This window comes from Brevundimonas sp. NPDC046655, from assembly GCF_044901625.1.
Classification (GTDB): Bacteria; Pseudomonadota; Alphaproteobacteria; order Caulobacterales; family Caulobacteraceae; genus Brevundimonas.
This window is the reverse complement of the sequence record NZ_JBJDPV010000008.1, coordinates 1-24,639: the sequence shown is the minus strand read 5'-3', so window position 1 is coordinate 24,639 and position 24,639 is coordinate 1. Positions and strand designations below refer to the sequence as shown.

29 protein-coding genes are annotated in these 24,639 nt (G+C 68.1%); 7 read left to right on the top strand and 22 right to left on the bottom strand.

The features are described from left to right. Positions 1-19: 19 nt before the first annotated feature. Entirely contained in the window at positions 20-316 is a 297-nt protein-coding gene (locus ACI2KI_RS16455; RefSeq protein ID WP_404621809.1) for a hypothetical protein, read from the bottom strand. A gap of 69 nt (positions 317-385) precedes the next feature. Between ACI2KI_RS16455 and trxB the strand changes: the two genes are divergently transcribed. Further along, positions 386-1,393, top strand: a complete 1,008-nt coding sequence (gene trxB / locus ACI2KI_RS16450; RefSeq protein WP_404621807.1) for a thioredoxin-disulfide reductase — start codon at positions 386-388, stop codon at positions 1,391-1,393. A gap of 284 nt (positions 1,394-1,677) precedes the next feature. Continuing rightward, positions 1,678-2,496 carry a hypothetical protein gene (locus tag ACI2KI_RS16445; protein WP_404621805.1) on the top strand — a complete coding sequence of 273 codons (819 nt, stop codon included), beginning with the start codon at positions 1,678-1,680 and terminating at the stop codon, positions 2,494-2,496. An 18-nt stretch (positions 2,497-2,514) separates the two neighbouring features. On the opposite strand, the gene ACI2KI_RS16440 is transcribed toward ACI2KI_RS16445, so the two are convergent. The 4 genes from ACI2KI_RS16440 to ACI2KI_RS16425 form a co-directional block, all read right to left on the bottom strand. After that, positions 2,515-3,699 carry a cell wall hydrolase gene (locus ACI2KI_RS16440; RefSeq protein WP_404621803.1) on the bottom strand — a complete coding sequence of 395 codons (1,185 nt, stop codon included), beginning with the start codon at positions 3,697-3,699 and terminating at the stop codon, positions 2,515-2,517. A gap of 102 nt (positions 3,700-3,801) precedes the next feature. Beyond that, the gene (locus tag ACI2KI_RS16435; RefSeq protein WP_312780912.1) at positions 3,802-4,281 is read right to left on the bottom strand and encodes a Dps family protein; all 480 of its coding nucleotides are present in this window, start codon (positions 4,279-4,281) and stop codon (positions 3,802-3,804) included. Positions 4,282-4,438: 157 nt separating this feature from the next. Beyond that, the gene (locus ACI2KI_RS16430; RefSeq protein WP_292083632.1) at positions 4,439-4,801 is read right to left on the bottom strand and encodes a DUF6481 family protein; all 363 of its coding nucleotides are present in this window, start codon (positions 4,799-4,801) and stop codon (positions 4,439-4,441) included. A gap of 234 nt (positions 4,802-5,035) precedes the next feature. After that, positions 5,036-5,236, bottom strand: coding sequence for a hypothetical protein (locus ACI2KI_RS16425; protein WP_313472492.1), 201 nt, complete (start codon positions 5,234-5,236; stop codon positions 5,036-5,038). Positions 5,237-5,664: 428 nt separating this feature from the next. On the opposite strand from ACI2KI_RS16425, the gene ACI2KI_RS16420 reads away from it, so the two are divergent. After that, positions 5,665-6,645: a cell wall hydrolase gene (locus ACI2KI_RS16420; RefSeq protein WP_404621801.1), complete on the top strand. Its 981-nt coding sequence runs from the start codon at positions 5,665-5,667 to the stop codon at positions 6,643-6,645. 21 nt (positions 6,646-6,666) lie between these two features. On the opposite strand, the gene ACI2KI_RS16415 is transcribed toward ACI2KI_RS16420, so the two are convergent. Beyond that, positions 6,667-6,876, bottom strand: coding sequence for a hypothetical protein (locus ACI2KI_RS16415; RefSeq protein WP_312065219.1), 210 nt, complete (start codon positions 6,874-6,876; stop codon positions 6,667-6,669). A gap of 111 nt (positions 6,877-6,987) precedes the next feature. Here ACI2KI_RS16415 and ACI2KI_RS16410 point away from each other — a divergent pair, with 111 nt between their 5' ends. Beyond that, a complete protein-coding gene (locus ACI2KI_RS16410) occupies positions 6,988-8,142 on the top strand; it encodes an acyltransferase family protein (RefSeq protein ID WP_404621798.1) in 1,155 nt (384 codons plus the stop codon). Here ACI2KI_RS16410 and nadC read toward each other — a convergent pair. The 7 genes from nadC to ACI2KI_RS16375 all read right to left on the bottom strand — a co-directional run bounded on the left by nadC (position 8,096) and on the right by ACI2KI_RS16375 (position 13,965). Further along, positions 8,096-8,953 (bottom strand): carboxylating nicotinate-nucleotide diphosphorylase, encoded by an 858-nt coding sequence (gene nadC, locus ACI2KI_RS16405; protein ID WP_404621796.1) that lies wholly within the window; start codon positions 8,951-8,953, stop codon positions 8,096-8,098. The genes ACI2KI_RS16410 and nadC overlap by 47 nt on opposite strands. A 71-nt stretch (positions 8,954-9,024) precedes the next feature. Next, on the bottom strand, positions 9,025-10,572 hold the full coding sequence (locus ACI2KI_RS16400; protein WP_404621794.1) for an L-aspartate oxidase: 1,548 nt from the start codon (positions 10,570-10,572) through the stop codon (positions 9,025-9,027). Positions 10,573-10,576: 4 nt separating this feature from the next. Next, entirely contained in the window at positions 10,577-11,470 is an 894-nt protein-coding gene (locus ACI2KI_RS16395; protein ID WP_404621792.1) for a metalloprotease, read from the bottom strand. Between the two features lie 12 nt (positions 11,471-11,482). Continuing rightward, positions 11,483-12,562 carry a quinolinate synthase NadA gene (gene nadA, locus ACI2KI_RS16390; RefSeq protein WP_404621790.1) on the bottom strand — a complete coding sequence of 360 codons (1,080 nt, stop codon included), beginning with the start codon at positions 12,560-12,562 and terminating at the stop codon, positions 11,483-11,485. A 106-nt stretch (positions 12,563-12,668) separates the two neighbouring features. Then, on the bottom strand, positions 12,669-12,878 hold the full coding sequence (locus tag ACI2KI_RS16385; RefSeq protein WP_404621788.1) for a helix-turn-helix transcriptional regulator: 210 nt from the start codon (positions 12,876-12,878) through the stop codon (positions 12,669-12,671). Then, complete coding sequence (locus tag ACI2KI_RS16380; RefSeq protein ID WP_404621786.1) at positions 12,871-13,563, bottom strand: hypothetical protein; 693 nt, start codon at positions 13,561-13,563, stop codon at positions 12,871-12,873. The genes ACI2KI_RS16385 and ACI2KI_RS16380 overlap by 8 nt, the downstream gene beginning before the upstream one ends. A 66-nt stretch (positions 13,564-13,629) precedes the next feature. Next, complete coding sequence (locus tag ACI2KI_RS16375) at positions 13,630-13,965, bottom strand: GIY-YIG nuclease family protein (protein ID WP_404621784.1); 336 nt, start codon at positions 13,963-13,965, stop codon at positions 13,630-13,632. A gap of 175 nt (positions 13,966-14,140) precedes the next feature. Here ACI2KI_RS16375 and ilvA point away from each other — a divergent pair, with 175 nt between their 5' ends. Next, the gene (gene ilvA, locus ACI2KI_RS16370; RefSeq protein ID WP_404621782.1) at positions 14,141-15,658 is read left to right on the top strand and encodes a threonine ammonia-lyase, biosynthetic; all 1,518 of its coding nucleotides are present in this window, start codon (positions 14,141-14,143) and stop codon (positions 15,656-15,658) included. On the opposite strand, the gene ACI2KI_RS16365 is transcribed toward ilvA, so the two are convergent. Continuing rightward, positions 15,655-15,990 carry a hypothetical protein gene (locus ACI2KI_RS16365; RefSeq protein WP_404621780.1) on the bottom strand — a complete coding sequence of 112 codons (336 nt, stop codon included), beginning with the start codon at positions 15,988-15,990 and terminating at the stop codon, positions 15,655-15,657. The genes ilvA and ACI2KI_RS16365 overlap by 4 nt on opposite strands. A 42-nt stretch (positions 15,991-16,032) precedes the next feature. On the opposite strand from ACI2KI_RS16365, the gene ACI2KI_RS16360 reads away from it, so the two are divergent. Continuing rightward, positions 16,033-16,731, top strand: coding sequence for a LamG domain-containing protein (locus tag ACI2KI_RS16360; RefSeq protein ID WP_404621778.1), 699 nt, complete (start codon positions 16,033-16,035; stop codon positions 16,729-16,731). On the opposite strand, the gene ACI2KI_RS16355 is transcribed toward ACI2KI_RS16360, so the two are convergent. The 6 genes from ACI2KI_RS16355 to ACI2KI_RS16330 form a co-directional block, all read right to left on the bottom strand. Beyond that, positions 16,724-17,254, bottom strand: coding sequence for a methylated-DNA--[protein]-cysteine S-methyltransferase (locus tag ACI2KI_RS16355; RefSeq protein ID WP_404621776.1), 531 nt, complete (start codon positions 17,252-17,254; stop codon positions 16,724-16,726). The genes ACI2KI_RS16360 and ACI2KI_RS16355 overlap by 8 nt on opposite strands. Beyond that, on the bottom strand, positions 17,235-18,341 hold the full coding sequence (locus ACI2KI_RS16350; RefSeq protein ID WP_404621774.1) for a bifunctional transcriptional activator/DNA repair enzyme AdaA: 1,107 nt from the start codon (positions 18,339-18,341) through the stop codon (positions 17,235-17,237). Before ACI2KI_RS16350 ends, ACI2KI_RS16355 begins: the two co-directional genes overlap by 20 nt. Positions 18,342-18,408: 67 nt before the next feature. Then, complete coding sequence (locus ACI2KI_RS16345) at positions 18,409-19,536, bottom strand: hypothetical protein (protein ID WP_404621772.1); 1,128 nt, start codon at positions 19,534-19,536, stop codon at positions 18,409-18,411. A gap of 23 nt (positions 19,537-19,559) precedes the next feature. Beyond that, positions 19,560-19,910, bottom strand: a complete 351-nt coding sequence (locus tag ACI2KI_RS16340) for a PadR family transcriptional regulator (protein WP_404621770.1) — start codon at positions 19,908-19,910, stop codon at positions 19,560-19,562. Between the two features lie 307 nt (positions 19,911-20,217). Continuing rightward, positions 20,218-21,264: a hypothetical protein gene (locus tag ACI2KI_RS16335; RefSeq protein ID WP_404621768.1), complete on the bottom strand. Its 1,047-nt coding sequence runs from the start codon at positions 21,262-21,264 to the stop codon at positions 20,218-20,220. Between the two features lie 63 nt (positions 21,265-21,327). Beyond that, positions 21,328-22,512: a hypothetical protein gene (locus ACI2KI_RS16330; RefSeq protein ID WP_404621766.1), complete on the bottom strand. Its 1,185-nt coding sequence runs from the start codon at positions 22,510-22,512 to the stop codon at positions 21,328-21,330. Between the two features lie 138 nt (positions 22,513-22,650). On the opposite strand from ACI2KI_RS16330, the gene ACI2KI_RS16325 reads away from it, so the two are divergent. Then, positions 22,651-23,640, top strand: coding sequence for a hypothetical protein (locus tag ACI2KI_RS16325; protein ID WP_404621764.1), 990 nt, complete (start codon positions 22,651-22,653; stop codon positions 23,638-23,640). 393 nt (positions 23,641-24,033) lie between these two features. Here ACI2KI_RS16325 and ACI2KI_RS16320 read toward each other — a convergent pair whose 3' ends face one another. Together ACI2KI_RS16320 and ACI2KI_RS16315 are read right to left on the bottom strand one after the other, a co-directional pair. Beyond that, the gene (locus tag ACI2KI_RS16320) at positions 24,034-24,522 is read right to left on the bottom strand and encodes a hypothetical protein (RefSeq protein ID WP_404621762.1); all 489 of its coding nucleotides are present in this window, start codon (positions 24,520-24,522) and stop codon (positions 24,034-24,036) included. A gap of 10 nt (positions 24,523-24,532) precedes the next feature. Then, a partial coding sequence (locus ACI2KI_RS16315) for an aldehyde dehydrogenase family protein (protein WP_404621920.1) occupies positions 24,533-24,639 on the bottom strand: 107 nt, incomplete at its 5' end.

The window sequence follows — 24,639 nt, the reverse complement described above, 5'->3', positions numbered from 1 at the left end:
GCCCCGACGAGGAGGCCCGTCAATCGCCGCCGCCACCCCCGTCGGCCCCGCCGCAGTCCGCGCCCGGAGCGCAGTGGCCGCCGCTCGACGTCGAAGCCCCGCCGTCCGACACGATCGGCGAACCGTCCGACGCCGTCTTGTCCTTCTGCGCCTTCACATTGGCGGCCCCCATCAGAGCCACGCCGAGGCCCGAGCCGATGGCCACGCCCAGCGAGAGGCCCAGTGCCAGGTTGTCGGTCGCCACGCCCAGGGCCGTGCCCATGCCGACGCCCAGGCCGATTCCGATCGGCAGAAGGGCCGCGCTCTTGTTGCTCATGATCAAATCCCCCGTGCAGAACCCGCAGCCTAGCATCGCGCTTCGGGGAATCAGCGCCTAAATAGGGCCATGACCCAAGCTCGTACTGTCCGCCTCGCCGTCATCGGTTCCGGTCCCGCCGGCTGGACCGCCGCCATCTATGCCGCCCGCGCCTCGCTGAACCCGGTGGTCATCGCCGGCCTGCAGCCCGGCGGTCAGCTGACCATCACCACGGATGTAGAGAACTATCCCGGCTTCGCCGAGACCATCCAGGGTCCCTGGCTGATGGAGCAGATGCAGGCCCAGGCCGTGCATGTGGGGACCGAGGTCATCCACGACATCGTGGTCAAGGCCGACCTGTCGCAGCGCCCCTTCCGCCTGACGCTGGATTCGGGCGCCGAGCTGTTGGCCGAAACCGTGGTCATCTCGACCGGCGCCCAGGCCAAGTGGCTGGGACTGGAGTCGGAGGCCGACTATCAGGGCTTCGGCGTCTCGGCCTGCGCCACCTGCGACGGCTTCTTCTATCGCGGCAAGCAGGTCGTGGTCGTCGGCGGCGGCAACACCGCGGTCGAGGAAGCCCTGTTCCTGACCAACTTCGCCGAGAAGGTCACGGTCATCCACCGCAAGAATGAGTTCCGCGCCGAGAAGATCCTGCAGGATCGCCTGTTCGCCCACCCCAAGATCGAGGTGATCTGGGACGTGACGGTCGATGAAATCCTCGGCGTCATCGACGGCGTGGCCCGCAACGTCACCGGCGTGCGGCTCAAGAACGTGAAGACCGGCGACCTGTCGGAAATCCCCGCCGACGGCGTCTTCATCGCCATCGGCCACGCCCCGTCGTCGGAACTGTTCAAGGGCCAGCTGGAGATCAACTCCGGCGGCTATCTGCGGGTCAAGCCCGGCACGGCCTCGACCGCCATCGAGGGCGTCTACGCCGCCGGCGACGTGACCGACGACGTCTATCGCCAGGCCGTCACCGCCGCCGGCATGGGCTGCATGGCCGCCCTGGAAGCCGCGCGCTTCCTGGCCGAGGAAGACCACAAGGCCGCCCACAACCCCATCAGCCACAAGGAAGCCGAGAAGATCGGCGCCTGGTGATCCGCTAAGCCCTCCCCGCCTTGGGGAGGGAAACAATCGGACGGGACGACATGAACTCAGCCACGCGATCGGCGATGATGGCTGTCTTGGTCTTGGCCCTGTGCGGGTGTGCGGGAGCCCCCGGCCGGCATGTCGACAAGGCGGATGCCAGCGCTTTCGTCTTCCTGCGAAAGGACGGCGGATGGGCCCTGTCTTCAGCGCAACCGGCCTATCCCTATAATGCCGAACCCAGGCTTCAGGCCCTGTCGGGGGCCGGGGGCGCCACGCCCTTCGGATGCGGCCTTATGTCAGTCCGCAGCAGCTATTTCTTCGGCGCTCGCGGAGAACTGGCCTGCGTCAACCGCGACTCCGACGGACGCCTGCGGTTCCGCAGCATCGGCCAAGGCGCCGGCTGGTCTCGTGTCTATGACGCCGCGCCCGCGCCGGACGGCTACACCCTGATCGCCAGACCGGTCGGCCGTAAGCCTGCCAGGGCCATCCGGCTGGACGCCCGCGGACGGGTCTGGGAGATCGCCGACCTGCCCGGCGACGCCCCGGCCGAAGCCGTCCTTCTGAGCACGAGGCGCATCGCCCTGCTTCGCCATGACGGCGCAGCCTGCCACTGGAGCCTTGTGGAGCGCGAGCGGGCCTCATTCAAAACCGTCGCCGTCGTGGCGGCGGATCCTACGCTCTGCCATCTCTCGAACACCGGCGGAGAGGTGCTGCGCGACCAGATCAGCGGCCAAGTCTATCTGCGCTCCCGACAGCCCTTGCCCAACGCCCTCTACCGCCTCGACGACAAGGGCGCGGCGAGCCCCGCTACCTTGGCGGCTCGCGACTTCGCCCACGAGGTCGCGCCCGGCGAGAGGGTCGAGGCGGACCTGGTGACCCTTCACGACGGCGCGGTCTACTTCGTGGCGCCGACCGAGGCCGGCCCCATCCTCGGCCGACATGATCTGGCCGGCGGGACGACCACACTCACGGACCTCAGGGCCGCCAGCGGGCGGTGGCAGGATGCAGAACGCCTCTACGGCTTCATGACAGCTCCGAGCCTTGGCCCGTCGCCGCGCGCGGCCGTCATGAACAGCTCCGGTCAGACGCGCGTCCTCCCCCTCCAGCACTGACAACGGCAGGCAGCTGGTTCAGGCCGCAGGCCTGCCCACTTCCTCGACGGCCATGGCGGTGACGCCGGGCGGGGGCGGCGCCACCGTGACGGCCGGGGCCTCATAGGCCTTCAGCCGCTCGTTGATGGCGGCGATCTCGTCCTTGCTGGCCTGACGACGACCGCCCAGGCTGGCGACGCCGACGACGCGGGTCTGGCCGTTGATCTCGACGGTGCGCAGTTGGTTCGGCGCGGCGCCGGCCAGGGCCTCCTCGACGCTGTCGGCGGCGGTGGCCAGAAGGATGCGGGGCCGGGCGAAGCGAGCCTCGTCGATCACGGGCTCGCGGCCCGCCGACCTCTGGACGAAGGCGTTGCTTTCCCCCGGCGCGCCCTTCCAGCGATAAAAGATGTGCGCCCCGACCTGAGTGATCTTGGCCAGGGTCGGCGACCACCAGGGATGGACGTAGTCGGCGTGGTAGTGGGTCGCCGTGCCCACGCGCGTCGCCACATGACCGGCCAGGGCGCGCTCGGCCACTCGCGCGGCGCGGTTCCAGGCCCAGGGCATAGGCGCGCGGCTGAGGGCCCCGTCGCAGGTGAAGCTGAACTGGCAGCCCGTGGTCCGCTCGGCGCCCTGATAGACGACGCCGCAGACCGTGGCGGGATAGTTGGGATCGCGCACCCGGTTCAGCACGACCTGGGCCACGCCCTCCTGCCCCTCCGTCGGCTCCAGCGCCGCCTCGTAATAGACGGCCTGGGTCAGGCAGCGCAGGGCGCGCTTGCGGTCCGCCTCGGTGGCGGGACGCAGATCGAAGGGTTTGGCCGGTTGCAAGGCCCCCAAGGCGTTGGGCATGGCCGCGTTCAGTTGCTGGGCGGCGACGCCGGAAACGCCCGCGTCCAGCGACGGCTTGCCGCCGAGAGACAGGCTCTCCCACCCCGGCGTCAGGCCGTACAGTTCGGGCTGGTTCAACGCCGGATCAAAACGCCGCGCGATGGCCAGCTGGCCGGGGTCCAGCCGCGCCATGATCAGCTTCAGGCCGTTCGGGGTCAGGTCGCCGCCGGTGGCGCGCGCCACGGCCTCGGCCGTGCGGTCCAGGTCGGGACGCACGCTGGAGCTGGCCGACATGGCCAGACCCATGACCGCCAGGCTGACGGCCATGGCCATGGGCGCCGCGGCGAGGGCCCGGCGTCCGGTCGTCTTCAGCTGCGGCAGGCGGCCTTTCAGCATCCAGCGTCCCATACTGCGGCGCTGGCGAGCGCCGGAGGGTGATCTGATTGACCGCCCAATCCGGCGCTTTTCAGGCCCGAAGATTACCGTTCCGTGAGGGGATCAGCGATCGCCCAGGCTGGACCGCAGCATCCAGGCGGCCTTTTCGTGAGCAGCCAGGCGCTGGGTCATCAGATCGACGCTGGCCTCGTCGCCCACTTCGTCGGCGGCGTCCAGGGCGGCGCGAGCCGTGGCGATCAGCACGCCGTGGTCCTTGATCAGCTCCTTGAGCATCTCGCTGGCGTCCTTCTCGGGGTCGCCATCCTTGATCGAGGTCAGGTTGGCGAAGGCCGAGGCGCTCTGCGGGGCCAGTTCGCCCAGGGCGCGGATACGCTCGGCGATATCGTCCAGCGCGGCCCAGATTTCGTTGTACTGCTGCTCCAGCAGCTTATGCAGGCTGAAGAACTCCGGCCCGCGGACGTTCCAGTGGTAGCCGTGCGTCTTCTGATAGACGGCGAAGCTGTCGGCGAGGACCTTGGACAGCTCGCGGGCGACCTCGTCGCGTTCCTTGGGTTTCAGGCCGGTGTCGATGGCGGCGGTCATGGCGGCTCCTGTTTGCGTCGCTGTGTGAATATCCAGCCTTGCAGTTAGGAAACCCGGGCCGCGATCCAAGGGGTCGCGCCCGGCGCCGGCCGGAATCTTCATGCCTGTAACGCTGGAGCCGCAGGGGCGTTGCACGCCCCTGCCGGCCGGTCGCGTCCTAGCGCTGGCGCGCCTTGCGGGCGGCGTAGCGGGCGTCGCGCGCGGCCTTCTGTTCTTCCTTGGTCAGCTGCTTGCGCTCCTTGCGGGCGGCGCGCTTGGCGGCGTCGACCTCGTCCTGGGCGGCCATTTCGGCGGCCAGACGGGCGGCTTCCTTCTCAGCCTTCTGGCGACGCACTTCAGCCTTCTCCAGTTCGAACTGCTGGCGCTGGGCTTCCTTCTCGGCGGCGCGCTTCTCAGCCAGCTTCTCGAACTCGGGGTCCTGGACCGCCGGCTTGGGCTTGAACTTGGCCAGCAGGGCCTTCTTGGCGTCTTGCTGGGCGGAGATACGATCGTTGAAGCCGGTTTGTTTGAGGTCTCGCATGCGTAGAGGCGGTCTTCCTTGAAACTCTGATGGGGGGCGACGCCGATCAACGGCGGCCCGGCGGGCGTGCGGATGCGCGAACGGCCCGGCGCGCTGCCAAAGCGGAATCCGGCGCAGAAATCAAGCTCTGCCGCCGTATCCGAACCTCAAACACGCAATTTCGAGCGAAAATCGCGCCGCGAGCCCTATGTGGGCGCCGGCCTGGTCGCCTACAAGCGACGCCGTGAGGCCGATCTAGCGTTTCGGCTTGTCGATATGGCCGACCGCCGTCCCGGCAGCGCCGCCCACCGCCGCCCCGACCGGTCCGGCCACCACGGCGCCGGCGATGGCGCCGGTCGCGGCCTTTTGCTCGACCGTGTGTCCGCAGGCGGAAAGCGCCATCGCGGAGGCTCCCAGAACGAGAAGGGCGGCGGCGCGGATCGGGAAACGGGTCATCAGGCGGAGAACTCCTTGAAATGGTTGAGCTTGCAACGCTGCCAGGCGCCAAAAGTTCCCGCCTTGCCGGCCAGCGCATCGAGCAAGTAACCCATGCCTCCCCAATAGCGCTTACAGCGAAACCGCCTCCGCCTCGAGATCATCATCCCGTAATCGAATACAGATTTCGCAAGATGTTCTGAAGCAATGACAAGCGGTCGTCAGGGTCGCAAAATTCACCGTCTCTACGGGCGCGACGAATTGTTGCGGCGCAACAGCAATTGCCGAATCAACCACATTGAGGACATAAACAGGTGGCTTAAGGCCCGCCTTCCGGTGGTCGGCCGTTCGTCGACCTCTGGTCCGGAGCGGGTTCGCGACGCGTCTTGTCGCCCGGTTCCGTTGAGTAAAGGGGCGGCATCCTCGCCCTGCTGAACAGGACTACGCTTTTGAGTTTCTCCTCGCAGACGCGTGCGCTGATGCACGCCGCCCGCTCTGTTCGCCTGCGCCCCAAGACGGCGGCTGCGGCGTTCGGCGGCGTCGTCAGCCTTGCTGTCGGTGGAGCCTATCTGGGCGGCGTGGCCGCCCAGGCTTCGACCGTTCGCGCCCAGGCTGAACGCCTGCAGGGCGCCGGGGCCGAGGGCTATACCCAGGAAGCCATGGCCGCCGCGGCCGGCGGCCTGGACGCCAGCGCCCTGGCCATCGCCGATCGTCACGACCCCTACGCCGTCGCCGGCGCCGCCCAGCGCGACCGCCAGGCGGAACTGCTGACCGCCCGCCTCGAAGAATCCCGCAACGGCCTGCGTCGCGCCAACCTGGCCAGTCCCGCCGCCAAACCCTTCCGTCTCGGCACCGCCCTGGATCAGTCGCGCGATCTCGATTGCCTCACCAAGGCCGCCTATTATGAAGCGCGCGGCGAAGGCGTGGACGGCATGAAGGCCGTGGCCCAGGTGGTGCTGAACCGCGCCCGTCACCCTTCCTTCCCCAATACGGTCTGCGCCGTGGTCTTCCAGGGCTCGAACCGCAGCGCCGGCTGCCAGTTCAGCTTCACCTGCAACGGCGCCATGCGCGGCTCCGTCAACCGCACGGCCTGGAACCGCGCCCGCGACGTCGCCTCCAAGGCCCTGTCGGGTCAGGTCTACGCCCCAGTCGGCAACGCCACCCACTTCCACACCACCGGGGTCTCGCCCAGCTGGCGCAACAGCCTGGTCAAGGTCGGCCAGGTCGGCGACCACCTCTTCTACCGCTTCGGCGGGCGCTCAGGCTCCAGCGACGCGTTCCGCTACACGCCGCGTCCCTCGACCGCCCCTGAAGCGCCGCGTCTGATGCAGGCCAGCCTGACGACCACCGAGGCCTCCAGCGGCCCCGTGCCCTATAATCAGCTCGCCGGAAACGCATCGAACACGACTGCGGTCGGCGTCGCCGGCTAACCATCTTCCGGCCAGCGGCGCTTAACGGTCCTGTGTCTTCCACTGGGTGGTCAGGTTCTGCTTCAGATTGCCGAACCGCCCCTGCTGGCCGGTGTTGACGTCGGCGTCCCCGGGCTGACCTGATTGGGCGCCCGTGGCCAGATCGCGTCGGTCCGCCATGTCGTCGATCGGCCGGGCGCCATGGTCGGCGAAGCTGCGCTGCTCCTTGGGAACCGAGGGGGTCTTGCTCATGGGCCTCTCCTTTCGTCGGAATGAAACGGCCCCCGACGGAAAGACGTTCCCGGCGCGTTTCTTGCTGAACGGATGACGATGCGCCTCCCCCCAGGGCGCGGGAGACGGCCCTTGACGACGACGACCACCGCCACGCCCCAGCCGGCCGCCCTCGTGCGGGGCGGGGCGCTCGACGCCCTGCGATTCCTCGCCTCCATGTTCGTGGTCCTTTTCCATTTCGGCGACGAGGCCCCGATCCCCCTGGCCGACCTGCACAGCGTGTGGGAACGCGGCTATCTGGCCACCGACTTCTTCCTGCTGTTGTCGGGCTTTGTCCTGGCGCGGGCCTATGGCGCCGGCGTCGTCTCCGGCCGGATCACGCCCGTCCGTTTCTGGCTCAAGCGCTTCGCCCGCAGCTATCCGACCCATCTGATCACCCTCGCCATTCTGGCCCTGCTGGTCCTCGAGGCGTCCATGATCGGGAAAACGCCGGTCCACGCCGAGCGCTTCGAATGGTCCGGCCTGCCCGCCCAGATCCTGCTGCTGCACGCCTTCGGCCTGGGCGGGGGCCAATGGAACATCCCGGCCTGGACCCTGTCGGCCCTGCTGATCTGCTACGCCTTCTTTCCCTGGCTGTGGCGCGCCATGCGACGCCTGCCCGGACCGCTGACGGCCCTGGCCCTGGGCCTGACGCTGATGCTGGTCGGCCAGGCCCTCAGTCTGACCTTGCTGGGGCACGCCCTGTTCGACCTGCCCTTCCAGTGGGCCATGTTCCGCGCCGCCCCCCTGTTCCTGATCGGCCTGACCCTGGCCCGCGCGGTCGAAACGGCGGACTGGTCGCCCCGCACCGCCCGCCTGATCGGTCTGGGCGGCGGCGCGGCCCTTCTGGCCAACGTCGCCGTCGCTGGGCCGGACCTGGTCAGTCTGATCGCCATCTGCGCGGCGGTGCTGGGCTGCGGCGCCTTGCCGACGGCCAAGCCGATCCCCGGCGCGGCCTGGGGCGCCAAGGTCAGCTTCAGCGTCTTCATGACCCACACCATCACCGGAATCGTCTGGTTCAGCGGCGTGCAGCCCCTGGTCGAGAGATTGCATCCGGCCGCCGCCACGGTCGCCTGGCAGGCCTGGGGCCTGTGGGGGCTGGCTTTGGTCGCCGCCGTGGTCGCCGCCGACCTCTACAACCGGCTGATCGATGCGCCCTTGCAGCGCGCCATCCGCCGCCGTTGGTTCAGCACCGGCAACCTCAGTTCGCGTCCAGACCCACGTCCAGTTGCGGAACCGAGTGCGTAAGGGCGCCGACCGAGATCACGTCGACCCCGGTCGCGGCGATGCCCGCCACTGTCGTCAGGTTCACCCCGCCCGAGGCCTCCAGCGTCACCGGACCGAAGGCGCTGCCGCGCACGCGGCGCACGGCCTCGGCCATGTCATCGAGGGTGAAGTTGTCCAGCATGATGACGTCGGGGCGTTCGGGCAGGACCTCGTCCAGCTGATCCAGACCGTCGACCTCGACCTCGACCTTCATCAGGTGGGGTGCAAAGGCCCTGGCGCGGCGCACCGCCTCGCCCGCCCCGCCGCAGACGGCGACGTGGTTGTCCTTGATCAGGATGGCGTCATCCAGACCGAAGCGATGGTTCAGCCCGCCGCCGCAGGCGACTGAGTGCTTCTCCAGCGCCCGCAGGCCGGGCGTGGTCTTGCGGGTGTCGGCGATGCGGGCGCTGGTTCCCGCGACCGCCTGGACATAGGTCCGGGTCAGGGTGGCGATGCCGCACATCCGGCCCAGCAGGTTCAGCGCCGTCCGTTCCGCCGCCAGCAGGGCGCGCGCATCAGCCTCGACCGCGACCAGCACGGTTCCGGCCTCGAAGGCCTCGCCGTCGGCGACCTTCACCGAAACCTTCGCCTGGGGATCCATGGCGTGGACGGCGATCCGCACCACGGCCCCGCACGCCATCACCCCGGCCTGACGGGCGGCGAAGACGGCGCTGAAGCGCGCGTTCTCAGGAATGCAGGCCTGAGCCGTCACATCGCCCGCGCGACCCAGGTCCTCGGCCAGGGCCATCCGCACGACAGGCTCGATCAACAGGTCCGGCAGGGTACGGGTCATGATCTCAACGTCTCTCATTATCATTATTCGCCGTCATCCCGGGACGCGCAGCGGACCCGGGACCCAGACGGTCAGACTATCTCAACCGCCTGGGTTCCGGCTCGCGCCTGCGGCGCGTCCGGAAGGACGGAAGAATGGGTCATGCGGGTATGCACCGCCGTCGGCAGGCTGTCGGGATAGTCGGCGCGGAAATGCCCGCCCCGGCTCTCGCGCCGGTTCAGCGCCCCCTCGGCGATCAACCGCGCGGCGGTCAGGACTACGGCGTCGGGATGGGCCTTGGCCAGCCGGTCGATGACGGCGATCAGGGCGCTCAGCCCCTCCTCGTCGCGCACCACGCCCGCGAACCGGGTCATGGCGGCGCGCAGCTCGGCCATGGCTTCAGACGGCAAGTCCTTCGAGGCTCGCGCGGGTCTCAGCTCGACCTTGGGCGGCTGAACTTCCCTCGCCGCCGCTCGGCCCGCCCGCCGACCGAAAGCGCCCGCTTCCAGCAGGGAGTTTGAGGCCAGACGATTGGCGCCGTGCACCCCCGTCGCCGCGCACTCGCCGATGGCGTAGAGGCCGGGGAGCGTGGTCCGCCCCTCGTCGTCGGCGACGACGCCGCCCATATGATAGTGGGCCGCCGCCGCCACCGGAATGGGGCTGACGCGCGGATCCAGCCCGGCGCGCATGCAGGCGGCGAACACCGCCGGAAACTCGTGCGGGAAGGCCTCGCCCACGGCCCGGGTCGCGTCCAGAAACGCGCCGCGTCCGTCGGCGCGCGCCGCGTGCACCACCCGCGCCACGATGTCCCTCGGCGCGAGGTCGGCGTCGGCGTCCGCACCCAGCAAGTAGGCGCCGCTTCCATCGACCAGCCGCGCCCCCTCTCCGCGCAGGGCCTCGGTCGCCAGGGGCGCCGGGTCCAGCCCGACGTCGATGGCGGTGGGGTGGAACTGCACGAACTCGGGGTCAAGCACTTCAGCCCCCGCCTCAAAGGCCAGGGCCAGCCCCTCGCCGCGCAGGGCCGAAGGATTGGTCGTCACTTCATAGAGGCCGCCGACGCCGCCGGTCGCCAGCACCACGGCCGGCGCAAAGACCTCGTCCACCCGTCCGCCGGATCGCTCGATCAGGGCGCCGCGCACCCGGCCGTCCACATCCTGGATCAGGCCGCGCAGCCGACCGTCCTCCCAGATTTCGACGTGCTTGGACGCCCGCGCCGCCGCCACCACCGCCGACAGGATGGCCCGCCCCGCCCCGTCGCCGCCGACCCGCGCCACGCGCGGCAGGCTGTGGGCCGCCTCCAGGCTGACTGAGAAGCCGCCCGTCTCGTCCCGGTCGAAGGGCGCGCCCAGCGAGGCCAGCCACTCCACCGTCTCGCGTCCGCGCTCGGTCAGGGCGCGCGCCGCCTCGGGCTCGACCAGACCGGCCCCCGCCCCCTCGGTGTCCTTCGCGTGCAGGACCGCGCTGTCCTTGGCCGACAGGGCCGCCGCCAGCCCGCCCTGGGCCCAGGCCGAGGAGCAGGCGTTCAGCAGCAAATCCGGCGTGACCACCAAGGCCTTGGCCGGTGCCGCCTCCAGCGCAGCCGACAGGCCCGCCAATCCGCCGCCGATGATCAGCGGCCCGTCATGCCGGATGCGCGCCATGCCCCTAACGGCCTCCCACGCCGATGAACCGCAAGCCCATGTCGAAGGCCGGCTCAATGGCCCCGCCGGTCAGGGGCAGCAGGGCGCCGATGGCCGCCGCCGCACAGACCACGGCCGTCGCCAGATACAGCGCCAGACTACGCCCCGCCTCGGGCCAGCTCAGCCGCCCCCACGCCGCGCGCCAGACGCCGCGCTTCAGATGGCTGAAGACGGCGATGCCGAGAAACGCCGCCAGAATGAACCGTCCCGTCGACAGCCCCCACCAGACGGCCAGACCGCCGACGGCCAGCAGGGCGACCTGCTCCAGCCGCGGATGCACCCGCGTCAGCACCGGGCCGAGCGCTTTCGAGCCGTCCAGCGGCGGAGCCGGCAGCAGGTTCACCAGATTGATCATGGCGATGAAGAAGGCCCCCATCAGCCACTCGGGCGACCGCAGCGCCAAGCCGAGGGCCACGAAGGGGATCATGGCGATCAGGCCGAAGGCCGGCCCCGCCAGCGACACCAGCACCCCGTGCCACTCGCTCTTCGGCTCGCGCTGGGCCTTGGCCAGCCCGCCGAGGAAGGGGATGATGTAGATGCGCGCCGGCCCCATGCCGAGGCGGTTCATCGCCAGCACGTGGCCATACTCGTGCACGAACAGGCCGAACAGCACGGCCCCCGCCACGATGACGCTGCCGGTGATCCACCACAGGAAACCCGCCATCAGCAGGGTCGAAGCGATGGCCCAGGCCGGATGCTGGCCCTTGTCCTCCAGCCGCGCGGCCTTGGACGCGCGCACGGGCTCGGACGTCGCCGGTTCGGGCGGCAGATCCCAGGGACCGGGGCGGCGTGGAGTGTTGTCGATATCGCTCATGGCGTCGAACTGGGCTTGCGACGCGCGGCCCGCAACGGGCCGCATCGCCGCAGGACCTCAGATCAGCTCCACGTCGACGTGGTGCCTGGCCTTGATCAGGTCATAGCGCGCCGGGACGGCGGGCGGCGGCAGGTCGATCATCCGCTGCACGGCCAGACGCCCGCGCTCGGCCATTTCCGGCTCCACCGTCACCTCGAACTGCATGTATTTGAGGCAATCGCGGATGTTTTCCAGGGTGATGCGCTTCATGTGCGGGCACAGGTTGCACGGGCCGATGAAGTCGACGCCCGGCACGTCGCCCTTAACGTTCGAGGCCATCGAGCACTCGGTGATCATCACCACCTGCTTCGGCTTGCGATCCACCACATAGTCGATCATGGCCGCCGTCGAGCCGGCGAAGTCCGACGCCGCCAGCACCTCTTCGGGGCATTCCGGGTGGGCCAGGATTTCCGCGCCCGGATAGGCGGCGCGCATCTCGGCGATGTCGTCGGCGGTGAAGCGCTCATGCACCTCGCAGCGGCCCTTCCAGGCGATGATGCCGACGTTCGTCTGGGCCGCGACGTTGCGCGCCAGGAACTCGTCGGGGATCAGGATGACCTTGTCGACGCCCCATTCCCTGGCCGCCCATTCCACCACCTGAACGGCGTTGGCGCTGGTGCAGCAGATGTCGGTCTCGGCCTTCACGTCGGCGGTAGTGTTCACATAGGTGACCACCGGCAGGCCGGGGTAGCGCTGCTTGATCAGACGCACGTCGGCGCCCGTGATCGACGAGGCCAGCGAGCAGCCCGCGCGCAGGTCGGGGATCAGGACGGTCTTGTCGGGCGACAGAATTTTCGACGTCTCGGCCATGAAGTGCACGCCCGCCTGGACGATGACCTTGGCGTTCGAGCGCGCGGCCTCCTTGGCCAGACCCAGGCTGTCGCCGACGTAGTCGCCGACCCCGTGGAAGATCTCGGGCGTCATATAGTTGTGGGCCAGGATGACGGCGTCGCGCGTCTTCTTCAGCGCATTGATCTCGCTGATGAGTTTGGCCTGTTCCGGCCACTCCAGCGGGGTCACCAGACCCTTGACCTTCTCCCACACGGGCGCGGTCTCTTCCGCCAGTTCTTTCGACAGACCGAAAGCGCCGTCCGCCATCGCCTCAACTCCCTTGCGGCCGTCTGCGCGGCCCCGACTTATGCTCAAAGTTAGCATAAGCAGGCGCAATGTAGGCCCTTCCGCACACGGCGCAAGGGAAATCGGCTCAGTCCTCCAGCGTGAACAGGGCGTCCAGCGGCACGTCCAGCGCGCGCGCCAGCGTCAGTGCGACCAGGACAGAGGGGGTGAAGACGCCGTTCTCGACCGTGTTCACCGTTTTTCTCGACAGCTTCGCCCGGTCGGCCAGCTCCTGCTGGGTCAGGCCCGCCGCCGTGCGCACCGCCTTCAGGTGGATGATCAGACGCGGCTCAGCCACCGCTGGCCCGCCGGTCCAGCTGCCAGTAGCGCAGCGCCGACGCCGAGGCCGTGACGAACATCAGCCCCGGCAGAGCCGCCACCGCCGCCTCGGGCCGCCACAGCCCCAGACCGAAGACGACCAACAGGCCGATCATGGCCACGCCCAGAGCCACATTGAGCGCGTCGCGACGGAAGGACAGGGTCAGTTCGTCCTCCAGCAACCGCTTCATCTTCTTGTCGCCCGGATTATCGAGGCCCGCGACCATCAGCAGCAGAACCAACGGAATCATCGGCGACAGGGCAGTCATGCTCCAGTCCGCTTGGTCGCCCTGCCCGTTTGCGATGTTCCAGGCCCCGAGCGTTCCCCGATAGACCAGATAGAGCGACGTGATCGGCATCAGGGCCATCGACACGGCCCGCTGCTTCTGGATCATGTCGCGATAGCCGCCCTTGGCGTTCTCGACGCGGACGGTGTCGCCGTTGGGCATATGACGGCCGCCCCCGGCGAAGCTGGAAGCCACGACGCTGATCCCGACGACCGCCAGCATCACGGCCAGCGGCTCGCAAGCCGGCCAGCCCGTATTCCATAGAAAAACAGCACAAGGCAGGGCTGCCACGCCCAGCCAGCCCGCTCCCGCCGCCATCCACAAACGCTGCGTCCGATGCCGCTCGTTCGCCCTGGCCTTTTCCAGTTCGTCGCTCATCCGCCCCTCCTGTGACACCTATGGGTTACAGGTATCACCTACAGGTTACATTGCAAGAGCGCCGGTTCAGAGCTTCTCTGCGCCAAGCCGCGCGGCCCACAGGGCGGCGCGCTTCTTCAGTTCATCCTTGCGGGCCATATCAGACAGATCGGGGGCCAGGCGGTCCAGTTGCTCGAAGCGGAAGCTGTCGGCGCCGTGGGCGTTCCATTCGGCTTGCAGCGACCGGAAGGGACTGCCGCCCATCTTCAGCGAGAACCACAGGCCGTTCTGCTGGGTGTCGATGTGGCGGCTCTGACCCACCCAGGCGCGGCCAGTGGCGGAACAGATGACGGCGAACACCCCGGCGATGGTTTCGCGGTCCTTGTAGTCGGCGATCAGCGCCTTGCGGTCTGTGGTCGTCATGGACGCCTCCCTTTGTTTTACCCGGATCAAATAGCTCAAATTATTACCCGGGTAAATATAGACGACCACCAACGATACGCTCGCAACACGACGCAAGACCCTTTCCCCGTGCGGCGGTTCTGGCCTAGAGCAGAGGTCGTTTGATCCTGTCGACCGCGCTGTTTCGAGTTTTTTTGTGCAAGACACCGTCCGCCGCATCCTGACCGCCCGCGTCTATGACGTGGCCGAGGAAACCCCTCTGGACCCGCTGAAGCGACTGTCGGCGCGCATCGGCCGCCCCGCCCTGCTGAAGCGCGAGGACCTGCAGCCGGTCTTCTCGTTCAAGATTCGCGGCGCCTACAATCGCATCGCCAACCTCAGCGAGGCCGAGCTGGCGCGCGGCGTCATCTGCGCCTCGGCGGGCAATCACGCCCAGGGCGTGGCCCTGGCGGCGGCGAGGCGCGGCGCCGCCTCCACCATCGTCATGCCGACCACCACGCCGGGCATCAAGGTGGCGGCGGTCAAGGCGCTGGGCGGCGACGTGGTGCTGCACGGCGAGAGCTTCGACGACGCCTACGCCCACGCCCGCGCGCTGGAACAGGAGACGGGCGCCGCCTTCGTCCACCCCTTCGACGACCCCGACGTCATCGCGGGCCAGGGCACGGTCGGACTGGAAATCCTGCGCCAGCATCCCGACCCCATCGACGCCGTCTTCATCCCCATCGGCGGCGGCGGTCTGGCGGCGGGGGTCGCCGCCATCGTCCGCTTCCTGCGCCCGGAGACGAAGATCATCGGCGTCGAGCCCGCCGACGCCCCGACGATGAAGAGCGCCATCGACGCCGGTCAGGTCGTGACCCTGGATCAGGTCGGCCTGTTCGCCGACGGGGTGGCGGTGCGCCGGGCGGGCGACGAGACCTTCCGCCTGTGCCGCGACCTGCTGGACGACATCGTCCTGGTCGACACCGACGCCATCTGTGCGGCGGTGAAGGACATCTTCGACGACGTGCGCGCCGTGGCCGAGCCCTCGGGCGCCGTGGCCCTGGCCGGGCTCAAGGTCTGGGCGGCTTGTAATCCGGGCGACGCCGCCCTGGTCGCGATCAACTCGGGCGCCAACGTCAACTTCGACCGACTGCGCCACGTGGCCGAGCGAGCCGAGATCGGCGAAGGCGCCGAGGCCCTGCTGGCCGTAGCTATGCCCGACCGCCGCGACGACTATCACCGTTTCCTGCAAAGCCTCGACGGCCGCTCGGTGACCGAGTTCAACTATCGCTGGTCCGGCGACGGCACGGCCCAGATCTTCGTCGGCGTCTCCCTGAAGAACGGCGCCGAGGAACGCCACGCCCTGATCGAACGCCTGCGCGCCGACGGCTACGCCGTCGAAGACATGAGCGACAACGAAACGGCCAAGCTGCACGTCCGCTACATGGTCGGCGGGCGCACCATCGGCCTGCCGCACGAGCGGCTGCTGCGCTTTGAGTTCCCCGAACGCCCCGGCGCCTTCCTGCGCTTCCTCAACAGCCTGCAGCCCGCCTGGGCCCTGACCCTGTTCCACTATCGCAACCACGGCGACGACGTCGGCCGGGTTCTGGCCGGCGTCAGCATCGCCCCCGATCAGGTCGCCGCCCTCTGGACCGCGCTGGACGCCCTCGGCTACCCCTATGTCGACGAGACCGACAATCCGGCCTGCCGCCTCTTCCTCGACGGCGCGGCCTAGCGCCCGATGGACGTGCGCAAGAAGCGACGCCATACGAACAGAACCAGAATGACTATGAGCGTGGCGAGAGCTATGGCCCCGTTAGATATACCCAGGAAACCCGTCAGCCACGGATGTTCCGCCTGCGTCGCCTTGTCGAACACCCAATGGATATCTGGCCGTCGCGCGCCCGTCAGAACCTTCTCGCCATCAAGCCGCCAAGCCAAGGCTGGACGCACGACAGCGTTCAACAAAACCGCTATCGCTAGAGGCATCAGGAACCAGAGAGCGCCGCAAAAGCCTTTTAGCGTGGGTTTCATCATTCCCTCATCACCAAGAAGCGGGGCAGCCATGTCAACAACCAGGCAGCTCACCTTCATTCAGGTCAAGACGGCATGACCTTGAACCGCCGCGCCGTCCTGGCCGCTCCGCTGGCGCTCGCGCCGCTCGCCGCCTGCGCCTCCTACCTGCCCGCCCCGGTCGCGCAGCCGGGCCAGGCCGTCTGGACCTTCGACCGCCTGACCGGCATCGGCAGCGAGACCACCCACGTCGAGGGCGCGCCCCGGATCATCGCCAGCCCCTTCGGCCCGGCGGTGCAGTTCGACGGCGTGGACGACGCCCTGTTCATCGACAGGCATCCGCTGGCGGGCGCCTCGACCTTCACCTTCGAGGCCGTCTTCCGCCCCGACGGCGGCCCCTTCGAGCAGCGCTGGTTCCACCTCCAGTCGGACGAGGCGCCGGGCGGCCCCGGCACCCGCATCATGTTCGAGATCCGCGTGGTCGAGGGCGGCTGGTATCTGGACGCCTTCACCAAGGGCGAGGGCTACAACAAGCCCCTGATAGAGACGACCAAACTCCACCCGCTCGGCCAGTGGGCCCACGTCGCCCAGACCTTCGACGGGACCACCTACCGCTCCTTCGTCAACGGCGTGCTGCAGACCGAGGCCGAGATCGCCTTCAAGCCGCAGGGACCCGGCCGGTCCTCGGTCGGCACCCGCATCAACCGCGTCAACTACTTCAACGGCGCCGTCCGCGAAGCCCGCTTCACCCCCCGCGCCCTGGCACCCGACCAGTTCACCTCGCCGCTCAGATAGGGCGGGCTGCGGCGCCCTCGTGCGCCAGCAACCAGCGCTTGCGCTCCAGCCCGCCAGCATAGCCGGTCAGGGTTCCATTGGCGCCGACGACGCGATGGCAGGGCACAATGACGCCGACCGGGTTGGCCCCGTTGGCCAGGCCTACGGCGCGCACGGCGCTGGGCTTGCCGATGGCGTTCGCCAGTTGGCCATAGGACCAGGTCTCGCCAGCCGGAATGGTGCGCAGCGCCGCCCAGACCGAGCGCTGAAAGTCGGTGCCGCCGGTCTTGACCGCGATGCCGTCCAGCGCCGTGGCGTCACCGCCGAAATAGGCCGTCACCGCAGCCCGCACCGCCTCGGGCGCCCGCCCCTCGGTCAGCACGACCTCGCCGTAGTGGCGGGCCAGCAGCTTCAGCATCCGCGCCTCGTAATCCACGAAGTCGAAGGCCCGCACCGCGCCCTCGGCGTCGGTCACCAGCAGGACCTCGCCCACCGGCGAGGCGATGCGGTCCAGGGTAAAGGTTTCAGGCTGCATCTTTTTCATCGCCGCTCTCCATCAGTACTGCGCCGTCGATCCCTGCTTCCCGCAAGTGCAGCGCGCCGTAGGCCCGCCAGGGCCGCCATTGCTCGGCTCTCACTTCGAGCCGTCCGTCCTCAAGCCGGTCGCTGGCCATGTCGGCCGCCTCATCGATCCAGTCGCCCGGCAGACGCAGGCCGGGCCGCGCCTTTACCAACGGCGCTAGCAAAACGTCCGCCGACAGGTCTCTCCGAATCGCCTCGGGGTCCGCCGACAGGTCGAACACCCGCCGCACCCTCGCCAACACCCCCGGCAGGGCCTTCAGGTCCGAGGCCGCAACCGTGACCGCCAGCCGGTTTCCAGCCTCGAACCGGGCCGAGACTTCACCGGTCGCGCCGTCCACCTCGGGCGTTAACTCGCGCCGCCAGACCCCGCCCTCGACCCTTTCACCGCGCGCGGCCAGCGCCGCCAGCATGGCCTCGACCGCATAGGGCGGACGATAGGGCAGGCTCAGCCTCACCCCGCCGTCAGCGGGCCTCTCCGCCCGTCGTCGCAGCGCCGAGGGCGGGCGGCCATAGAGCCCCTGAAACGTCTCGTTGAAACGCCGCACGCTGCCGAAACCCGAAGCCAGCGCCACCTCGGCCATACCCAGATCGGTCTGGTGGATCAGGGCCTTGGCCAGCAGCACGCGACGGGTCTGGGCCACGCTGACCGGGGCCGCGCCGAGGTGCTGACGGAACAGGCGGCGCAGGTGCCGCTCGCCCACCCCCAGCCGCGCGGCCAGACCGTCGACGTCGCCTTCATCCAGCGCCCCCGCCTCGATCAGGCCCAGGGCCCGGCTGACGGTGTTGGACGTCCCGCGCCACGCCCCCATGTCGGGCGCCGTCTCGGGCCGGCAGCGCAGGCAGGCGCGGAACCCCGCCTCCTCCGCCGCCGCCGCCGAGGCGACGAAGCTCATGTTTTCCCGTTTCGGGGTGCGCGCCGGACAGACCGGGCGGCAATAGATTCCCGTCGTCTTCACGCAGGTGAAGAACCGCCCGTCAAAGCGCGGGTCGCGCGTCAGGACCGCCCGGTAGCAGGCCTCCTGATCCAGACTGTCGCGGGCGTCTTCCATGCCCGCAACATGCGCCCGTCGCGTCGCCCTGTCTCGCGGTTTTCGGACATGACGGCGCCGCGACCGATCAGTCCCGCGCCGTCGCGATCCGCCACAGGGCCTTCAGGATATCGACCGCCAGGCACAGCATGATGATCGCCAGCACCCAGCTCAGCACCGTGCCCAGGGTCAGGGCCGTCTCGGCCAGGCCTCGCTGAGCCTCGGGAATGGCGTGGATGGCGTCGAAGTCCATGTGGATGGGCGAGGTTCCCGTGACCCGCGCCGTCTGGTGCCCCTGGGTCAAAGTGGCCCAGTGCCCGGCCTGGAACAGGCGCCAGCCGATCCACAGTCCCACCGCGGCTACCGGGATCTTCAGCAGGGCCTGCAGCCGCCGCGCCTCCGGTCGCCACAGGGTGACGCCGTCCACCGCCATGCCCGCCACGGCCCAGGCCAGGATCAGCCCGAACAGCAGCGACCAGATCGGCGCCGCCGTCACGCTGACGTCGCCGCCGCGCAGGGCGAAGTCGCCGACGCCGGTGAAGCGGATCACGCCGATCCACCACAGGATGAAGACGGCGCTGGCGATGAAGGACCACAGGGCCTCGGCGGCGCGCGGCGTCTCGGCCCGCACGCCCCAGACCTTGGCGCCCTTGGGCAGCCATTCGGCCTTGGCCTTGTCGCTTCCAGCCATCGACGCGCCCCATTTCGCCGGATCGGCCAGACCAAAGGCCGACAGGTCGCGCACCCGCCATTTCGTCAGCCAGGTCGGCTTGATGTCGTAATGCTCCATGATCGCCCCGGCCAGGGTCAGCGCCCCCAGCAAGGTCAGGGCGCCGGAGAAGAAGCCGTTGAAGGCCTGACCGATCGATTGGCCGAAATTGGCCGGATCGCCCAGCACATGGACCAGCAGGCCCAGCGCCTGCACCGCTGCGATCACGATCAGCCCCGCCTTGGCCCCGAACAGCCAATAGGGAAACAGCTCCGGCCCGATCAGCGAATCCGGCCCCTTGCGATAGCGGGCGGCGACGACCAGGGGGTGGCCGATCTCATGCAGGATCGCCTCCTTCTCGTCGTCGCTCAGGGCGCGTCCCAGTTCCTCCTCACGCGCCTCGATGCGGCTCAGGATCAGATCGCGCAGCTCGGCGACGATGTCCTCGCGGTCCTCGACCGACAACTGGGCCGCCACGGCCTCCAGATAGCGTTCAATCACGTCCATTGTGGTCTCCCTCCCCCGAAAATTCACAGCATGCGATCCAGCGAGGCGTTGATGCCGCGCCATTCGTCGGTCAGGGCGGCCAGCATGGCTTCGCCGCCGGGCGACAGGACGTAGAAGCGCTTCTTGCGCTTCTCCTCCTCGCGCCATTCGCTGGTCAGCAGCCCCTGCCCCTCCAGCCGCCGCAGCAGGGGGTAGAGGGTGGATTCCTCTATCTCGAGCCCGTCCGCCGCCAGGGCCTGACGCAGGGTGTAGCCGTAGCGTTCGGTCCTCAGGCAGGCGAGTACCGCCAGCACCAGCGACCCTCGCCGCAGCTCCAGCCGCATCGTCTCGAACAGCTCCTTGTCCACGCCGCCTCGCCTCACTCGCCGCCACATAGTGTGTGACGCACAGTGTATGCGACATACTATATGAGGCCGTCAAGAACTCTCGCTATGCCAGTGTGTCAGGACCACTTAGCGCCGGCTCAAAACCACTTAAGACCGGCGCAGATTGAGAGCGGCTCTCAACAATCAGCCCCGAAGGCCTTAGGGAATGGCTGCGTTGCGCCATGAGCAGACATCACAGGCCAGCCGATAAACAGACACTCCGGAACGACGAAAGCTGGCCACGCTTGCGCGCGACCGGCTCCCGTCATCCCTTGACGCACACCAAGCACCGCTGAAATCGACCGGCCGGTCGTGGCTATTCAAAGCTCTCTTCCTGTTCGGACTCCCGCTCGCGTTCGGCGGCGATCCATCGATCGATGCGTGGATATTCCCGCGCGCGCCAAGCCGCGATGTCAGGATGGTTCGGCAGATCATCGAGAAGCGCTTTCCTGGACGTCAGGATCTCGGCGAGGGACCCGCTCCATCCGCTGGGATGGACACGGGTATAGGCCTCGCCAAGAAAGGCCACCTTGTCCGGCGCGCGTTCCAGGAGCGCGGTGAAGGCCGGATTGACGCCGAGCACCTTGTCCATCTGGTCTTTGCGGAAAAGCGACAGCACCTCTCCCAGACAAGCGTATCGCCGCTCTGGCGCGCGGTCGGCCCAGGCGATCAATACGTCTGTATCAACCCCATCGAGTGGAGACCCGCGCCCCACCCTTCTCTTGAACAGTCGTTCCGCTGGTCCTTTGGCGCCATCGACGAAGACGTCGAGAGCGACCTCGGGCTGCGTCTTGAAGAGTTTATCGACCAGACCATGAGCCTCCCGACGCCATCCCCCTTTGGCCGTGACGCCGGCGTAGACACGATGGCTGACCGCCAGAGCGGTCTCGCGGCCCTCCTCACCCGCGAGAACGGCCGACGCTAGGGATCGAATGGACGAGTCCCGGAAGTCGTTGAAGTCGTCCAGGTCGATGAGTGTCAGGACCCGGCGGGCGCGATCGACAAGCAGGGAATCATAAACTTGCTCCGAGTCCTTCTGCGTGCGGTAGAAGTATCGCCACATCATATCGACCACGAGCCCAGGCCCGTGCGGCAGGCCGATGACGACATCGACGAGCCGCGCCACCTCCGCCGCCGGGAGCATTTCCACGTCAATATAGGAAAGGTGCCGGAAGGCCTCGATCGCGCCGGTTTGATTCAACGCTCCGATGACACGGTCAACGCCCGCGCTGTCGAGGCCCGCGACGACCTGCAAGAAGCCGAAATGACGCCCGAGGTCCGGGTCTGCAACCGCCGCATCCAGACAGGCCGACACGAAGGTCGCATCGCGCAGCTGCGCCGCCTTCAGGAAGTTGCCGAGCACCGTCGGGTTACGGACCGCCTGATCGGTCTGGGCGAAGACCTGGGACAGGGTCGTCCATGCCGCCTACAGGTCTTCGGCGCCCTCCCCCAGACCGACGCCGAACGGCGCGCTGCGTTCACCGCCGCCGTTGGCGATGAGAATTTCGGGCAGGAAGGCAACAAGGGCGTCCGGGCTGTTGACCATGACGCGGCCAATCTTACGGGCCTTCTCTTCGGCCCTACGCCAGCTGGCCGACGGGTCTACCTCGCTGTCTTCATCCCCATCGGCCACATCCCAGGCGCCCGGTCTGACGGACAGTACATAGGCCCGCGCCTCCGCAACAAGGTCCGTTGGCGCCAGCCGTCGAATGACTGCGAGGGTCTCGGCACGAATGTCTTCCGGCATTTGCGCCCCGTCGAACTGCAGCATGACCCGCAGTGCGGTCCAGCCCTCCAGCCACCCGCCGTCGGCGGCGAAGGCCTCGGCGGCGGCGGTCAGTCGGAAGCGGCACCCGCTATAGCCCCAAAGCTCGCGGATCGTGTCAGCGAGAACCTTCCGGGTTTCGACAGGATCGAGTCGATCGCTGAGCACGAGGTCGATCGCCGTCTCGTACCAGTCTGCGATAGAGGCGTTCGTCAGCGGCTCCCAGCCGTACCCCCGAGGTCTTGCCCCGAAGTCCATAATTGAGGTGGCGCTGAAACGGTTGGCGATGAGTAAGTTGTCCAACGCCACACGGCCGACGCGTCTCAGGCCGGGGTCAGGACTGTCCAGCCATTCGGCGATCAAAGCCCGACGCCCCTCCGGTGCCGCCTGGGTGCCGGAAAGATAGAGCTGGAACAGCTCCCCGAGCGGTCCGCGGGCGCTGTTATAATTCTCAGCGGGTGCCTCTGCGGCGACAAGACGGGCCAGGAGCGTCGCCGCCCTTGAAAAGAGGTCGGCCTCATAGGCCAGCGCCTTGAGCAGATGGATCCACACGCCTCGCCCGGTGGTTCGACCCGCGAGATCTTCCAGCGCGCCGGCCGCTGCGGCCGCCTCGAGCCGCGCTAGGACGGCGGCCGGGTCGACCGGAGCGATATTGGTGAGGAGCGCCAGATCCGTCTCGGCCAGCAAATCTCCCGCCGGCCCCGTCGGCTCCAGCCAACGCGCGACAACGGACTGTGCCTCGCGCACGTCATGTAGGAAGCCAAGGCGTCGGGACAGAGAGCGGCGCATCCGTTCTGGCAGGGCCTGACAGAAGACGTTGAAGGCCAGAGGCGGAAACCGCTTCAACAGGCGGTCGCCAGTTGGCTGAAGGGACAAGGCCTGACCGCCACAACCTCGGAGGCGGGCCGGATCGCGGACCAGGTCATTGCGTCCCTCGGCGGTCTGTGGGGAACCCACCGGATCAAGCATCCCGAGATCATCCAGTTGCTCGACAAGATGGCGCGCAGCCGCGTCGTGCGGACTGGAGGCGACAGCGAGGAGTTTCCGGACTCCACCGCGCCGGCCAAGACCTGGATCGACACCCTGAAACGGGTGGACCAGAAGCGATTGGCGCCCGACGATCAATCCCTTCAGCGCCTGGTCGACGCCAATGTGCTTAAGCTCGGCCTAGCTCCGCGCTGCAGTCATTGCACCAAGGAGAACTGGTACAGCCTGGACGATGTGGCCTCGACCCTGCGATGCGAGCGATGCCGCAAGGATTACGCCTATCCGCAAGGCAAGCCGTCCGCCGCCCCCTGGAAATACCGGCTGGTGGGGCCGTTCGTGACGCCGCACTTCGCCCAAGGCGCCTATTGCGTGGCCCTCACCCTAGCCTTCCTTGAAGGATTGTTGTCGATGGCACCTTTTACCTACACGACCAGTCTCGACCTCGTCACGGGAACCGGTGCCCGGCTGGAAACGGATCTGTTCGCGTGGTGGGGCGGGGACAACCTCGGCCGCGCCGCCCGGGATCCCTCGACCGTGGTCGGCGAGTGCAAGAGCCTGGGAAACGACGGCTTCAAACCTCAGGACATCTCTCGGCTGAAGGCCTTAGGCGAGACCCTGCCGGGCGCCTTCCTAGTGGTCGCGACCCTCAAGCGTCAGTTCTCGACCGAGGAGGTCCGGCGGCTGAGGCAGCTATGTCGCTGGGGCTGGGGCCGGGCCAGCGGGGACCGCAAGCCGTCCCGGGTGATCGCCCTCACCGCCGTTGAACTGTTCGGGGACGGTCCGCTCTCATACGACTGGAAGAAGGCGGGCGGGACTCTCGCGCACCTGGCCGAATCCTCTGGCCACGTCTTCGACCTGACACGCCTCGCGGTGGCGACCCAACGCGGCCACTTAGGGTTCAGCGATGAGGAGATGTTTGCCATGCGGTATCCACCGCGCAAAGGAACGCCCCCGACGGCTCACGGCATGCTGATTAGCCTCAACTGAAGCGCCTGTAGCCCGATTGCCGAAGAAAATCGCCTGTTCGCGTCTTCGAAGTGTTCCTTCGAACGTCTGCATTGAAGCCCCAGGCCTAGGTCCGCTTGTGGCGCTTAGGAGCCATTAGAACGTCGCTTTGTCTGAGCAGAGAATCCTGGCCTGATCATCGTGCGGGCTCGCGGATTGCGCCGTTCTTAGGTGGTTCTGGGAGAGATTGAGCCGATTTTAGCTGGTCTGGCTAAATGGTCGAGTTTTCCCGGTCAGTGAGAGCGGCCCCAAATTGCGCCGCTCCTAACCGGTCCTGACATCAGGACCACTTAGCGCCGGCTCAAAACCAGTTAAGAGCGGCGCAATCGGAGAATGACTCTCAACAATCGCCCAGAAAGCTAGGCGCCCGATAGTTTAGTGAGGCCAACGCTCGGTGAGAAGCTTGGCTTCCCCATTCTCAAAACGAACCTCGGCTGAGGGTTCGCCGGGTTGTCCGGGCGCAAACAGTTCGAAGATGGCGACGCCGTCTTTCTGAACGCTCTCGATGATGCGCGCGGGACGGTTTTGCCCCAGGGCGCTCGCGGTCAAGGCGCGGACCGGTTCGGGCATGTCGTCGAAGGCCAGGTCACGCTGGATCTCGACGATGTCGAAATCGCCGTCAATCTGCTGGATGTCCAGTTCGATCTCGGCGCCGTCGGGCCGCCGGCCGGCCACGTCGAAGTATATGCGGTCTTCGCGTTCCTTCCGCTCGGCGCCGGTGATGGTCAGGCCGGGCGCCGCCGCCAGCACACGGGCGGTCAGGGCCGGCGGCAGTTCCGCCGGGGTCAGGGGCGTGATGATCGTGTGCGGCCCCTGCGGCAGGGCGACCTGAATAATGGCGGCAAGGACGGGCAAGGCGATCATCGTCTGTCTCCTAGGCGGCGCTGTAGCTGGTCTTGATCTGGGTGTAGAATTCGACGGCGGCGAAGCCCTGTTCGCGGGGGCCGTAGGAGGACTTCTTCGTGCCGCCGAAGGGCACGT

Coding starts and splice junctions, on each gene's coding strand:
- ACI2KI_RS16455 (WP_404621809.1), bottom strand. CDS start 316: ATGAGCAACAAGAGCGCGGCCCTTCTGCCGATCGGAATCGGCCTGGGC.
- trxB (WP_404621807.1), top strand. CDS start 386: ATGACCCAAGCTCGTACTGTCCGCCTCGCCGTCATCGGTTCCGGTCCC.
- ACI2KI_RS16445 (WP_404621805.1), top strand. CDS start 1,678: ATGTCAGTCCGCAGCAGCTATTTCTTCGGCGCTCGCGGAGAACTGGCC.
- ACI2KI_RS16440 (WP_404621803.1), bottom strand. CDS start 3,699: ATGCTGAAAGGCCGCCTGCCGCAGCTGAAGACGACCGGACGCCGGGCC.
- ACI2KI_RS16435 (WP_312780912.1), bottom strand. CDS start 4,281: ATGACCGCCGCCATCGACACCGGCCTGAAACCCAAGGAACGCGACGAG.
- ACI2KI_RS16430 (WP_292083632.1), bottom strand. CDS start 4,801: ATGCGAGACCTCAAACAAACCGGCTTCAACGATCGTATCTCCGCCCAG.
- ACI2KI_RS16425 (WP_313472492.1), bottom strand. CDS start 5,236: ATGACCCGTTTCCCGATCCGCGCCGCCGCCCTTCTCGTTCTGGGAGCC.
- ACI2KI_RS16415 (WP_312065219.1), bottom strand. CDS start 6,876: ATGAGCAAGACCCCCTCGGTTCCCAAGGAGCAGCGCAGCTTCGCCGAC.
- nadC (WP_404621796.1), bottom strand. CDS start 8,953: ATGACCCGTACCCTGCCGGACCTGTTGATCGAGCCTGTCGTGCGGATG.
- ACI2KI_RS16400 (WP_404621794.1), bottom strand. CDS start 10,572: ATGGCGCGCATCCGGCATGACGGGCCGCTGATCATCGGCGGCGGATTG.
- ACI2KI_RS16395 (WP_404621792.1), bottom strand. CDS start 11,470: ATGCGGCCCGTTGCGGGCCGCGCGTCGCAAGCCCAGTTCGACGCCATG.
- nadA (WP_404621790.1), bottom strand. CDS start 12,562: ATGGCGGACGGCGCTTTCGGTCTGTCGAAAGAACTGGCGGAAGAGACC.
- ACI2KI_RS16380 (WP_404621786.1), bottom strand. CDS start 13,563: ATGAGCGACGAACTGGAAAAGGCCAGGGCGAACGAGCGGCATCGGACG.
- ACI2KI_RS16375 (WP_404621784.1), bottom strand. CDS start 13,965: ATGACGACCACAGACCGCAAGGCGCTGATCGCCGACTACAAGGACCGC.
- ACI2KI_RS16365 (WP_404621780.1), bottom strand. CDS start 15,990: ATGGCTGCCCCGCTTCTTGGTGATGAGGGAATGATGAAACCCACGCTA.
- ACI2KI_RS16360 (WP_404621778.1), top strand. CDS start 16,033: ATGACCTTGAACCGCCGCGCCGTCCTGGCCGCTCCGCTGGCGCTCGCG.
- ACI2KI_RS16355 (WP_404621776.1), bottom strand. CDS start 17,254: ATGAAAAAGATGCAGCCTGAAACCTTTACCCTGGACCGCATCGCCTCG.
- ACI2KI_RS16350 (WP_404621774.1), bottom strand. CDS start 18,341: ATGGAAGACGCCCGCGACAGTCTGGATCAGGAGGCCTGCTACCGGGCG.
- ACI2KI_RS16345 (WP_404621772.1), bottom strand. CDS start 19,536: ATGGACGTGATTGAACGCTATCTGGAGGCCGTGGCGGCCCAGTTGTCG.
- ACI2KI_RS16340 (WP_404621770.1), bottom strand. CDS start 19,910: ATGTGGCGGCGAGTGAGGCGAGGCGGCGTGGACAAGGAGCTGTTCGAG.
- ACI2KI_RS16320 (WP_404621762.1), bottom strand. CDS start 24,522: ATGATCGCCTTGCCCGTCCTTGCCGCCATTATTCAGGTCGCCCTGCCG.